Source organism: Pollutimonas bauzanensis (assembly GCF_040393045.1).
GTDB lineage: Bacteria > Pseudomonadota > Gammaproteobacteria > Burkholderiales > Burkholderiaceae_B > Pollutimonas > Pollutimonas bauzanensis_A.
The window spans coordinates 39,039-51,469 of record NZ_JBEBUX010000002.1; the positions used below are offsets into that span (position 1 = coordinate 39,039).

Here is a 12,431-nt window from a genome sequence, read left to right on the forward strand (position 1 = left end):
ATACAAGAAAACATCAAGCGCTCGGCAAAACGGCCTGTTAAAATCGCCAGCTTACCCCTTAAGCAGCAGCTGCCATGAATCCCCGATTAAGCGCGCTTCATCCATACCCTTTCGAAAAGCTTCGCCGCTTGCTGGCCCAGGCCGACACGCCTCCTGCCAATCTGACTCCCATCAATCTGTCTATCGGCGAACCCAAGCACGCCACGCCGCCACTTATCGTGCAAGCCATGCAATCCGCGATGGGTGGCCTGTCTGTGTATCCGCCCACTAAGGGCGATGTGGGTTTACGGACGGCTATCGCCGACTGGATAGCCCGCCGCTATGACATTAACCGGCCAGATCCAGACACCCAGGTGCTGCCGGCCCTAGGCTCGCGTGAAGCTTTATTCGCTTTCGCTCAAACCATAGTCGATCCAGATGCCGGTGCACTGGTTATCTGTCCGAATCCGTTCTACCAGATTTACGAAGGCGCCGCCTTATTGGCAGGCGCTCAACCCTATTACATCAACGCCCAGGCCAGCCTGAATTTCGGATACGACTGGAGCTCAGTACCCGCTGACGTTTGGCGCAAGACTCAATTGGTGTTTGTTTGCTCGCCCGGCAATCCCGCCGGGAACGTCATGTCGCTGGACGAATGGAAAACGCTGTTTTCCCTATCCGATGAGTATGGCTTTGTCATTGCCGCCGACGAATGCTATTCCGAGATCTATTTCGACGAAGACAACAAGCCGCTTGGCAGCATGCAAGCGGCTTGTTTGCTGGCTCGTCACGACTATCGCAATTTGGTTTGTTTTTCCAGCCTGTCCAAGCGCTCCAACGTACCAGGCCTTCGTTCGGGCTTTGTCGCCGGCGATGCGCAGCTAATCAGCCAGTTCCTGCTTTATCGAACTTATCACGGCAGCGCCATCAGTCCCGTCGTATCGCAGGCCAGTATCGCAGCCTGGAATGACGAAGCCCATGTCGTGGAAAACCGCCGGCTCTATCGGGAAAAATTTGAAGCCGTATTGCCTATACTCGGCTCCGTGCTACAAACTGATTGGCCAGATGCTGCATTTTATTTATGGGCGGTAACGCCTTATGCTGATACCGACTTCGTACGCGACCTTTACGGCGCAACCGGCGTGACCGCCCTACCCGGCAGTTACCTCGCGCGCGAAGCGCACGGCACCAACCCTGGGACCGGGCGCATACGTCTTGCGTTGGTCGCCCCTATACAACAATGCACTGAAGCCGCCGAACGTATCGCCGACTTTGTACGCGGCAACTCATAGCTGTCACCCATTTTTCAACCCGCCTTTTATCTTACAAAGAAGTAAAACGCCTATGACTATAGATCTGCAACGCACCATAGAACTGGCCTGGGAAAACCGCGCCGAACTTTCACCCTCCTCGGGACATCCTGACGTGCGTGAGGCAGTACATGCCACACTCGCGGCTCTGGACACCGGCGGACTACGTGTTGCCGAGAAAATCGACAATGACTGGGTGGTGCATCAGTGGATCAAAAAGGCAGTGCTACTTTCCTTCAGGCTTGAAGATAACGTGACAATGGGGCAAGGCGCCCTGCAGTTCTACGATAAAGTACAAAGCAAGTTCGAAAACTACAACGCCCAGACCTTCGCCGAAGGCGGCTTCCGGGTAGTACCACCCGCCATGGCCCGCAAAGGCGCCTTCATAGGCAAGAATGTCGTGCTGATGCCTTCATACGTCAACATCGGCGCCTATATCGACGAAGGCACCATGGTGGACACCTGGGCCACCGTAGGATCTTGTGCGCAAATTGGAAAGAACGTCCATTTGTCGGGCGGCGTTGGCATAGGCGGCGTGCTGGAACCCTTACAGGGCAACCCCACCATCATCGAAGACAATTGCTTTATCGGTGCGCGCTCTGAAGTCGTCGAAGGCGTTATCGTCGAAGAGAACTCGGTACTGGCAATGGGCGTTTTCCTTTCCCAAAGCACCAAAATCTACGACCGGGCCACCGGCGAGATCATGTACGGACGCGTTCCTTCGGGATCTGTCGTCGTCCCTGGTTCCTTGCCCAGCGCCGACGGTTCGCATAGCCTGGCATGCGCAGTCATCGTCAAGCGGGTCGACGCCCAGACACGATCCAAGACCAGCATCAACGAATTATTGAGAGCCTGATGTCAGAATCCGCCGTTCTCCAACTGACCAAGGACCTGATTTCCAGGCCGTCGGTAACACCCGAGGATGCTGGCTGCCAGCAAGTCCTCACTCAACGCCTGCAAGCGGTTGGCTTCCATTGCGAAAGCCTGGTTTTCGGAGACGTCGCCAACCTATGGGCACGGCGTGGCACGGCGCAACCGTTGCTGGTGTTTGCCGGCCACACTGATGTCGTACCAACCGGTCCGCTAGACCAATGGAACAGCGCTCCCTTTACCCCGACCGAGCGTGATGGGAAGCTATATGGCCGCGGCACGGCTGACATGAAAAGCTCAATTGCGGCCTTTGTCGTGGCGGTGGAAGAGTTCGTCTCTCGTAACCCGGACCATCAAGGCTCCATTGGTTTATTGATCACCGCCGACGAGGAAGGCCCATCCGTAAATGGGACAGTCATGGTGTGCAATGAACTGGCCCGCCGCGGCGAGCAGCTCGACTATTGCATAGTCGGCGAACCGACCTCTGTGGACGCGCTGGGCGACACGGTAAAGAATGGACGTCGCGGATCCTTATCGGGCAAACTTGTCGTCAAGGGTAAGCAAGGCCATGTCGCCTACCCACATCTGGCACGCAACCCCATACATTTGCTGGCGCCCGCGTTGGCAGACCTGGTCGCCCAACAGTGGGACGACGGCAACGAATATTTCCCTGCCACTACTTTCCAGGTATCTAACCTGCACTCCGGCACAGGGGCCACAAATGTCGTGCCCGGTACCGCCATTCTGGATTTCAATTTCCGCTTTTCGACCGCGAGCACGCCCGATTCACTTAAGGAACGAGTAGGCTTGATACTGGACGCACACAAGCTGGACTATGATCTGGACTGGACGTTGGGCGGCAAGCCGTTTCTTACCCCAAAAGGCGAACTCAGCACAGCGCTGGCTCAAGCCATCCAGGATGAAGCCGGCATTGCCACCGAACTCTCTACCACCGGCGGTACATCGGATGGCCGCTTTATTGCAGCGATCTGTCCGCAAGTCATAGAGTTTGGCCCCATCAATGCCACTATCCACCAAATCAACGAACATATCCGGCTAGACACGCTCGAGCCCCTGAAAAACATTTATCGCCGCACTCTCGAGCACCTTTTGCTTAATACGGCCTGACTGGAGCCAGCATGCACAATACTGCCCACCAAGAACTCTTTACCCTGCGCGATCTTTTGCGCTATGCAGTAAGCCAGTTCAATGCATCCAAACTGTCATTTGGCCATGGCAGCGACAACGCCTGGGACGAAGCCGCCTACCTGCTGCTGCATACCCTCCATCTTCCGTTAGACACACTGGAACCCTTTCTCGATGCCAGGGTGCTGCCCCAAGAGCGCGAACGCTTCCTCGCCTTGGTAGAGCGCCGTCTGGAAGAGCGCGTACCGGCCGCCTACCTGACGGGCGAGGCATGGTTGCAAGGCCATCGCTTTGTAGTGGACCAGCGCGTCATTGTGCCCCGTTCGCCAATTGCCGAATTGCTGTCCGAAGGGCTAAGCCCTTGGGTCGCGGACCCTGCAGACGTAGATTTTGTCCTTGACCTGTGCACAGGTTCCGGCTGTCTGGCCGTTTTGGCGGCGTTGGCTTTTGAAAATGCCCAGGTCGATGCTGTTGACCTTTCTGAACACGCATTGGAAGTGGCTGACGAAAACATCGAACTTTCAGGACTGGATGGGCGTATCACCACGCATCGCAGCGACTTGTTCGACCAGCTTCCGCAGTGCGAATACCAGCTCATCATTTGCAACCCACCGTACGTCAACAACCATTCCATGGAGGCCTTGCCAGCAGAATACCGGCACGAACCCACTATGGCCCTGGCTGGCGGCGAGGACGGCATGGATCTGATACGACGCCTGCTGACCGCCGCACCAGACTTCATGGCGCCCGAAGGCGTGCTGGTGCTTGAAATCGGCAACGAGTACGAAAATTTCATTTCGGCGTTTCCTGACCTCGAACCAGTGTGGTTAAGCACTGAAAACACGGAAGACCAGATACTACTGCTGACACGGGAGCAACTGGCCTCGTGATCCGCGCTACAGGTTTAACGTTACGCCGCGGACCCAAGGTACTGCTGGAAAATACCGATTTTGTCGTCAACCCGGGAGAACGGGTCGGCATGGTCGGCAAAAACGGCGCTGGCAAATCAACCCTCTTTGCCTTGCTGCAAGGGCGGCTTGATGCAGACGCCGGCACTGTATTTCTTCCCACTGGCTGGCGCATTGCCAGCGTCGAGCAGGAAATCAGCCACAACGATCAGCCAGCCCGCGAATTCGTCATCGATGGCGATACGCATCTACGCGCCATACAAACCGAGCGCGCTGCTACCCCCGACAGCAATGGCCACCGCATTGCCGAACTCGAAGCCGCACTGGTCGAGGCCGACGCATGGAGCGCGCCGTCGCGCGCCGAGCAATTGCTTGCGGGGCTAGGTTTTTCTCCCAGCCAATGGCTCAGTCCCGTCAACAGCTTTTCAGGCGGCTGGCAAATGCGTCTCGCGCTGGCGCGCGCCCTGATGGCTCCGTCCGAACTACTGTTGCTGGACGAGCCCACGAACCATCTGGACCTGGACGCCATGTTGTGGCTGGAACGCTGGCTCGGCGCCTACGAAGGCACCGTCCTGCTGATTTCGCACGACACTGAATTCCTGGATGCCGTCGCGAAAACCATTTTGCATTTCGACCAAGGCAAACTCGTACGGTACCGCGGCGGCTACGAAGACTTCCTGACGCAGCGGGCGGAACGCATGCGACTAAGCCATATCGCCCTGGACCGCCAAAACCGCGAAACGGCCAGGCTGCAAAGCTTCATAGATCGTTTCAAGGCCAAAGCCACGAAAGCCAAGCAAGCTCAAAGCCGTGTCAAAGCGCTGGCTCGCATGGAAGTGCTGGCCCCTTTGCAGGCGGAATCTGGAATCGACATACGTATTCCTACCCCTACCAGCATGCCCGACCCACTGCTGGTACTGGACAAAGTATCCACCGGCTACAAAGATGCCGAAGGCAATGCCAGGACAGTCCTAAGCAATGTGCAACTGATGGTGCGCGGTGGCGACCGCATCGGCGTGCTCGGCGTAAACGGCGCGGGTAAAAGCACCCTGATCAAAACCCTGGCTGAAGAGCTGCCGACGCTGGCCGGCGAACGCCGTGCTTCCAAGGGACTGGAAATTGGGTATTTCGCCCAACACCAACTGGACATGCTGGATCTGGAATCCACGCCGCTACAACATCTGATGCGTCTTGCCCCGCAAACACGCGAGCAAGAGCTACGCAACTACCTGGGCGGATTCGGTTTCAGCGGCGACACTGTCAATAGCAAAGTCTCTCCCATGTCAGGCGGCGAAAAAGCCAGACTAGCACTATCGTTGATCGTCTGGCAAAAGCCCAATTTGTTATTGCTGGATGAGCCCAGCAACCACCTTGACGTTGATACCCGGGAGGCCCTTGCAACCGCGCTGGCCGAATTCGCTGGCAGCGTCTTGCTGGTATCGCACGACCGCCACCTGCTGCGAACCACGGTCGATAACTTTTGGATTGTCGCCGACGGTCAGGTGCACGAATTCGATGGCGATCTGGAGGATTATCGGGACTGGTTGACCGCCCGTGCAGCTTCCGCAAGAGCAGATGCGCGTAACGACACCCAAGGCGGCAATACTGAAGCCGCGGGCATTGACCGCAAGGCCCAACGCCGACAGGAAGCCGAAGAGCGGCAACGCCTGGCTATCTTGCGCAAACCGCTGGATAGCAAGCTGAAAAAAGTCGAAAACGAAATGGAAAAAGCCAGTGAACGCCTTTTGGTCCTGGATGCCCTGATCGCCGACCCCGACTTCTATTCAGACGCTCGTCGTCAAGAGCGTTTAAAAGTGCTTGAAGAACACGGGGAACTCAGCAAAAGGCATGGACAGCTGGAAGAAGAATGGCTGGAACTCCATGAAGAACTGGAAGCCATTGCTGCTGACTGACCGGCAATAATCGAAGGCCTGGCTACGACTGCTCGTCGTAGCTGATAATCACGACATCGGCTGCCTGCAAACGCAGAGGGACGACAGCCTGGTAGGCAGCTGAATCGTGCCACCCGTCTATGGCGGCACGATTCGGAAACCGAATGACTACGGTGTCGGTAAAGCCATGCGCGCCGGCCAGAACCTTGGCGCCGTGCCCTCTGAATACCACCTCTGCGCCCCACGGGGCGACCGTGGCTGGCACCTTGCTGCAATACTCTGCCCATTTAACGGGGTCTTTCACCGTTATATGCGCAATAACATAGGCGGTTGTCGAATTTTCCACGGCGTACCCCCGTTCAACCAGCAATAATTTCCAGCTTGGCCACACCCAGCGCCAGCGTTTTGGTTCCAGCCTCGCGAAACTGAATTTGCGCCTGAGCGTCCTGGCCCAGGCCGCTCAAACCTATTACCGTGCCTTCGCCGAACTTGCCGTGGCGCACACCAGAACCGATACGGAAATGCTGATCGCCAACCGTGACACCCGTCGTCAGACTACGGGCCACACGGGGCGCCACCATACCGCCATCCTTGCGATTAAAGGATTCACCGCGCCTGAAAGCCCCGCTCCAAGTGTCTTCGCGTACAGGTGCCCGGCCTTCTTTCGGCGTAAGCCACTTCAAGTGTTCCTCGGGTATTTCTTCCAGAAAGCGCGAGCGCATCGCATAGCGGGTTTGGCCGTGCAACATGCGGCTTTGCGCCAGAGTCAGGTACAGACGCTCCCGCGCCCGCGTGATGGCAACATACATCAGACGCCGCTCTTCTTCCACGCCAGCGGCTTCCAGCAAACTGTTCTCGTGGGGAAACAAGCCCTCTTCGACCCCGGTAATAAATACGGAATCGAATTCCAGCCCTTTGGCGGCATGCACCGTCATGAGTTGTACGGCATCCTGCCCGGCCTCGGCCTGGTTCTCACCTGCTTCCAGCGACGCATGAGTAAGAAATGCGGCCAGCGGCGACATCGTCGCGGCGACATCCAGCCCATCAGCCGTAGTGGGTTCGCGGTCGTCAGCGACTCGTCCTGCAGGCAGGCTGTCAAAATTTTCTTCGGCAACGAAAGCCGCAGCCGCGTTCACCAATTCCTGGAGGTTTTCCAGGCGATCGGCGCCTTCCCTATCGTTCTGATAATGCGCCAGCAACCCACTATGATGGACCACGTGCTCGACAAGTTCGGGCAGCGAGAGGATTTGTGCCTCGTGCGCCATTTGCTGAATGAGCTCCGCAAACCGGGCAAGATTGGTGCCGCCTTTACCCGACATATACGGTACAGCGCGAAACAGACTGGTATTGTTTTCACGAGCCATATCGGACAATTGCTCGAGTGTCCGCGCCCCTATGCCGCGCGTCGGAAAATTGACCACTCGCAGCCACGACGTATCGTCGTGGGGATTATCCATAAGACGCAAGTAAGCCAAGGCGTGCTTGACTTCCTGACGTTCGAAAAAGCGCAGCCCGCCGTAGACCTTGTAGGGAATCGCCGACGAAAACAGGGCATGCTCAATAATTCGCGATTGGGCATTGCTGCGATACAGAATGGCAATTTCCCGGCGTAAACGGCCATCATCGATCAAGGCCTTGATTTCATCAATGATCCAGCGCGCCTCAAGCAAATCGGATGCCTGCTCTACGACACGAACAGGCTCACCTACGCCTTGCTCAGTCCACAGATTCTTGCCGAGTCTGCCCGTATTGTGCGCAATCAGGGCGTTGGCCGAATCCAGAATATGCCCGTAAGAGCGGTAGTTCTGCTCTAGCCGAATCACATTCCCATGGGCGTAATCGCGCTCGAAATCAGCCATATTGCCAACATTGGCGCCACGGAAAGCGTAAATCGATTGATCGTCGTCGCCTACAGCGAAGATGGACGCACCGCCGCCTGCCAGCAAGGTCAACCAGCGGTACTGCAGGGTATTGGTATCCTGGAACTCATCAACCAAAATGTGCTGGAAACGGCGTTGGTAGTGCTCACGTATCGGCGCATTGCGCTGCAATAGTTCGTATGCACGCAATAGTAATTCGGCGAAATCGACAACACCTTCGCGTTCGCACTGGTCTTGATATAGCTGATAGATTTCGACCAGGCGACGACGATGCGGGTCGTTGACTACCACATCGTGGGGCCGCTGCCCGTCTTCCTTGGCGCCATTGATAAAACGCTGAACATCCCTGGGGGGAAATTTTTCGTCGTCTATGCCGGCGCCCTTGATCATCCGCTTGATCGCGGCCAGCTGATCGGCGCTGTCCAGAATCTGGAAGGTTTGAATCAGACCGGCATCGCGATGATGGGCGCGCAAAAGACGATTGCACAGCCCGTGAAAGGTGCCTACCCACATGCCACGCGTGTTAATGGGCAGCAAAGCGGACAAGCGCGTCAGCATTTCGCGCGCCGATTTATTGGTGAACGTAACCGCCACAAGCCCAAACGGACTGGCCTGACTGGTTTGAATCAGCCAGGCCATGCGTGTCGTCAGGACTCGGGTTTTGCCGCTCCCCGCGCCGGCCAGAACCAGCGCGTGTCGGGGAGGGAGAGTTACTGCGGCTTGCTGTTCCGGATTAAGACTGGAGATCATGCCGCGTAGCGGCGCAACCGGTTGGCAAACTGTTCCAGGCTTTCGATACCACTTTGCTGGGCGCGTTGGCACCAAGCCTGCAAATCGGCGAGCAATTGTTCGCTGCTGGCGCTGGAGCTTTCCCAGAGGCGGGTCAGTTCACTACGCATTTGCACCAAGGTAGACAAAGATTGATTATCAGCCAGGACAGTTTGCAGTTCCGCGCGCTGGGCCGGTTCCAGGGAATCGTCGCTACGGGCAAGCCAATCTTTACTACGGCTAAGCAAAGCCCAGCGGCAATCGGGGCTGCCTTCCTTGCGGGAAGGTTTAAGCTTGGCCAGCTCGTCGCTAGCGGCCTTTTTCACCAAATCGGTGTAGCGCGCCAGAATTTCGTAGCGGTGGGTAATGACCCCTTGCAATGTACTGGCATCGACCAAGGCCTTTGCCGGTTCAAGTTTGAGCTTGGGAGCAAGCTTCTTGACTTGCGCCAAGCCGAAAAACCGCAAGATTTGAATATAAGCCCAGCCAAGATCGAACTCGTACCACTTGGTCGAAAACTTGGCCGATGTGCCATAAGCGTGGTGATTATTGTGCAGCTCTTCGCCGCCAATAATAATGCCCCATGGCGAAACATTAGTGCTGGTATCCGGGCTGGCGTAATTGCGATAGCCCCATGCATGGCCAATGCCATTGACGACACCGGCTGCCCAAAAAGGGATCCAGGCCATTTGAATAGCCCACACGGTTAGGCCAAGCACGCCAAACAGCGCCAAGTCGATACCGAGCATGATCAATATGCCCATCAAGCTATGGCGGGTATAGAGATTGCGTTCAATCCAGTCGTCGGGCGTGCCGTGTCCAAAACGCTTCAGCGTTTCTTCGTTGTTGGCTTCCTGACGATAGAGTTCGGCGCCACGGAAAAACACCTTGCCCAGCCCAAATACAACCGGGGAGTGGGGATCGCCTTCGCGTTCGACCTTAGCATGGTGCTTGCGGTGAATAGCCACCCATTCTTTGGTGACCATACCTGTAGTCAACCACATCCAGAAACGGAAGAAGTGCATGACTGCCGGATGCAAGTCCAACCCTCGATGGGCTTGGCTACGGTGCAGAAATACCGTAACTCCGACAATAGTAATGTGCGTAAGCACCAGGGTAACCAGCACGACCTGCCACCAGGAAAACTGTAGCAAACCGCCCGATAAAAAATTAAGTATATAGTCCATAAACCAGTTAAGGCCTCATGTGAAGACATTGAAAAGTGTAGCCCACTTGTAAGCCGTATGACAGCTAAATTTCAATTTAGTTTTGAGGCAAATCAAATATAAACAATAGCTTACCCCACTACTGTGAGGGTTTTTCAAGCCTGATCAAGTTCGCTAACAACACCTGATCCGGGTTACGTCTGGCGGGTAAAAAACCCGTCAGAACGCACTACTTGCTTTCAGGCTCATTGAGCTCGCCGAGGCCTAAATCGCCTTCTGCGTCATCCTGAACGCTAATGGAAGCCTCTAATTCCTGAATTGGAGTCTCGACAGCTTGCTGTAAGACTTTTTCAGCAACAACAGGCTTGCTTCGTTCGAGCACAGCGGCAAAGAAGCCATCGGTGCCGTGAATATCCGGCCGCATGACTAAAAACGGCCCTTGAAGTGTCAGATTTTTGCAACGATCCGTCACGATATTGCTGGCATCAAGAAGCGTAAATTCAGGATTTTCGGCTAAAAACCCCTCAATTTGGTCTTGATTCTCTTCCGGCAAGATGCTGCACGTGGCATATACCAACCGCCCGCCCGGCGCCACGCAACGAGAAGCCTGACGCAGAATACTGGCCTGCATGGCACACAGTTCTTGCAGGGACTCGGGATGCATGCGCCATTTAAGATCGGGATTGCGCCTTAGGGTACCCAAGCCGCTGCAAGGCGCATCCACCAGAACCCGGTGTGCCTTGCCACGCAATCGTTTCACACGTTGATCGTTATCTGGATTGATGACCACCGGAACAATATTGGACAAACCGCTACGGGCAAAGCGCGGCTTGGCCTTGGCCAACCGCGCGGCGGACACATCAAAGGCGTACAAGCGGCCAGTGGATCGCATCAGCGCGCCCAATAACAGCGTTTTCCCGCCCGCCCCCGCGCAATAGTCAATAATCATTTCGCCCCGCTTGGGGGCCACCAGCGCTGCCAGGATCTGGCTGCCTTCGTCCTGGACTTCGATTTCGCCTTTTTCGAACATCGGCCACCTGTTGATAGGCGGCCTTCCCTGCATGCGTATGCCCCACGGAGAATAAGGCGTCGGCACGGGATCAAAGCGCAAGCCAGCGCCACTGCGCAACAACGCGAGCATTTCATCGCGATCCGCCTTGAGCGGATTGATACGCAGATCCAAAGGCGCAGATTTGTTCAGCGCCTGTATTAGGGAATCCGCATCGTCCAGCGTTGACAAACGCTCATCCAGCCAGTCTGGCAAGCTATCGCGCACAGCGCGCGACAAGCTATTGACGTCAATACGCTGGACATGTTCGAGCCATTGCTGCTCGGTCTCGGACAAGCCAAGATCCAGGACTGCCTTGTCGAATACCGACGCAAGGCCCAACACGGCCAAGCGGCGTGCCGCTGGGCCACTGCCACTTTCCGCAAATTGACGATAGCGGCGCAGGTGGCGCAGCACATCGAACACCGCTTCAGCTACTTCGCCACGATCACGTGCACCCAATTTAGGATTGGCCCGCAACCACCGGGACAGCACCGCATCAGCGGGGAATTTCCACTGGAGTATTTCACCCAGCACCGACCGTACCTGATCGATGCGGACAGCAGCCATGACATAAGGCCGGGGCACATAGGTGCCGCCCTCGCCTTGCCGAGTGGGCGCTGCGGCGTCCCTGACTGGGGTGTAACGGTCACGCTGATGGCCGGAGCGGGCGCCGCCCCTTTCATGCTCTTGCCTGCCAGGCGCAGCTTTTTTGCCCTGCGCGCGCCGAGGCTTGTCTGTACTATTCATGTTTACCTTTGTGATGGCTCGACGCCTTGTGGCGTCAGGACGAAGGAGCGGCTGGCGACGCCGCGCACTTGAACGCGCTGCATGGCATCGAGCGAAATGAGCCCTTCGGCCAGCCAGCGTACCACGTTCGCATATAAATGGTGTTCGATTTGCAGCACACGACCGGCCAGGTTATCGGGAGTATCGCCGGACAATACCGGTACGACGCCCTGGGCGATAATAGGCCCGTGATCCAATACCGGCGTCACAAAATGCACGGTACTGCCGTGCCACTGCACGCCCATGGCCAGCGCCTGCTGATGCGTATGCAACCCCGGAAAAGCTGGCAGCAACGAAGGATGGATATTAATCAACTTGCCATTGTAGCGCTCGACGAATGCCGGCGTCAGTACCCGCATGAAGCCAGCCAGCAACACATAATCAGGTCGATAAGCATCAATCGCATCCGCCAGCGCGGTATCGAACTCATCCCGAGATGAATAGTCCCGATGGGGCACCACAGCAGTCACGATGCCTTGCTCGCGCGCCCAGGCGATACCGCCGGCATCAGCCTTGTTGGAGATAACAGCGCAAATGGCAGCCGGCAGCGCCTGATTACGCACTGCGTTGACGATAGCCTGCATATTGGTGCCGCGGCCGGAAATCAGCACGACGAGACGGCAACCAGTGGTAGAAGATGCACCCAACACAATAATTCCTGAGTAAGTTGACGCA

At 56.5% G+C, this 12,431-nt stretch carries 10 protein-coding genes; 5 read left to right on the top strand and 5 right to left on the bottom strand.

Going from position 1 to position 12,431, the window contains the following annotated elements:
- Positions 1 to 74: 74 nt before the first annotated feature.
- The 5 genes from dapC to ABWO67_RS00595 are packed head-to-tail and all read left to right on the top strand — an operon-like array spanning position 75 to position 6,126.
- A complete protein-coding gene (gene dapC, locus ABWO67_RS00575) occupies positions 75 to 1,271 on the top strand; it encodes a succinyldiaminopimelate transaminase (RefSeq protein WP_353146230.1) in 1,197 nt (398 codons plus the stop codon).
- A gap of 52 nt (positions 1,272 to 1,323) precedes the next feature.
- Positions 1,324 to 2,145 carry a 2,3,4,5-tetrahydropyridine-2,6-dicarboxylate N-succinyltransferase gene (gene dapD, locus ABWO67_RS00580; RefSeq protein WP_353146232.1) on the top strand — a complete coding sequence of 274 codons (822 nt, stop codon included), beginning with the start codon at positions 1,324 to 1,326 and terminating at the stop codon, positions 2,143 to 2,145.
- Positions 2,145 to 3,287 (top strand): succinyl-diaminopimelate desuccinylase, encoded by a 1,143-nt coding sequence (gene dapE / locus ABWO67_RS00585; protein WP_353146234.1) that lies wholly within the window; start codon positions 2,145 to 2,147, stop codon positions 3,285 to 3,287. Before dapD ends, dapE begins: the two co-directional genes overlap by 1 nt.
- A gap of 11 nt (positions 3,288 to 3,298) precedes the next feature.
- The gene (gene prmB / locus ABWO67_RS00590; RefSeq protein ID WP_353146236.1) at positions 3,299 to 4,195 is read left to right on the top strand and encodes a 50S ribosomal protein L3 N(5)-glutamine methyltransferase; all 897 of its coding nucleotides are present in this window, start codon (positions 3,299 to 3,301) and stop codon (positions 4,193 to 4,195) included.
- Complete coding sequence (locus ABWO67_RS00595; protein WP_353146237.1) at positions 4,192 to 6,126, top strand: ABC-F family ATP-binding cassette domain-containing protein; 1,935 nt, start codon at positions 4,192 to 4,194, stop codon at positions 6,124 to 6,126. The genes prmB and ABWO67_RS00595 overlap by 4 nt, the downstream gene beginning before the upstream one ends.
- Positions 6,127 to 6,148: 22 nt before the next feature.
- Here the strand turns inward: ABWO67_RS00595 and ABWO67_RS00600 are convergent, their stop codons facing one another.
- From ABWO67_RS00600 to purN, 5 genes are all read right to left on the bottom strand, one after another.
- A complete protein-coding gene (locus ABWO67_RS00600; protein WP_353146239.1) occupies positions 6,149 to 6,451 on the bottom strand; it encodes a DUF1330 domain-containing protein in 303 nt (100 codons plus the stop codon).
- A gap of 13 nt (positions 6,452 to 6,464) precedes the next feature.
- Positions 6,465 to 8,735, bottom strand: a complete 2,271-nt coding sequence (locus ABWO67_RS00605; RefSeq protein WP_353146241.1) for a UvrD-helicase domain-containing protein — start codon at positions 8,733 to 8,735, stop codon at positions 6,465 to 6,467.
- The gene (locus ABWO67_RS00610) at positions 8,732 to 9,940 is read right to left on the bottom strand and encodes a DesA family fatty acid desaturase (RefSeq protein WP_353146243.1); all 1,209 of its coding nucleotides are present in this window, start codon (positions 9,938 to 9,940) and stop codon (positions 8,732 to 8,734) included. The genes ABWO67_RS00605 and ABWO67_RS00610 overlap by 4 nt, the downstream gene beginning before the upstream one ends.
- A gap of 208 nt (positions 9,941 to 10,148) precedes the next feature.
- A complete protein-coding gene (locus tag ABWO67_RS00615; protein ID WP_502929940.1) occupies positions 10,149 to 11,504 on the bottom strand; it encodes an RsmB/NOP family class I SAM-dependent RNA methyltransferase in 1,356 nt (451 codons plus the stop codon).
- Between the two features lie 215 nt (positions 11,505 to 11,719).
- Positions 11,720 to 12,403, bottom strand: coding sequence for a phosphoribosylglycinamide formyltransferase (gene purN / locus ABWO67_RS00620; protein ID WP_353146289.1), 684 nt, complete (start codon positions 12,401 to 12,403; stop codon positions 11,720 to 11,722).
- Between the last annotated feature and the right edge of the window lie 28 nt (positions 12,404 to 12,431).

Excerpts from the sequence above, each read along its gene's own strand:
- dapC (WP_353146230.1), top strand. The coding sequence starts at position 75 with ATGAATCCCCGATTAAGCGCGCTTCATCCATACCCTTTCGAAAAGCTT.
- dapD (WP_353146232.1), top strand. The coding sequence starts at position 1,324 with ATGACTATAGATCTGCAACGCACCATAGAACTGGCCTGGGAAAACCGC.
- dapE (WP_353146234.1), top strand. The coding sequence starts at position 2,145 with ATGTCAGAATCCGCCGTTCTCCAACTGACCAAGGACCTGATTTCCAGG.
- prmB (WP_353146236.1), top strand. The coding sequence starts at position 3,299 with ATGCACAATACTGCCCACCAAGAACTCTTTACCCTGCGCGATCTTTTG.
- ABWO67_RS00605 (WP_353146241.1), bottom strand. The coding sequence starts at position 8,735 with ATGATCTCCAGTCTTAATCCGGAACAGCAAGCCGCAGTAACTCTCCCT.
- ABWO67_RS00610 (WP_353146243.1), bottom strand. The coding sequence starts at position 9,940 with ATGGACTATATACTTAATTTTTTATCGGGCGGTTTGCTACAGTTTTCC.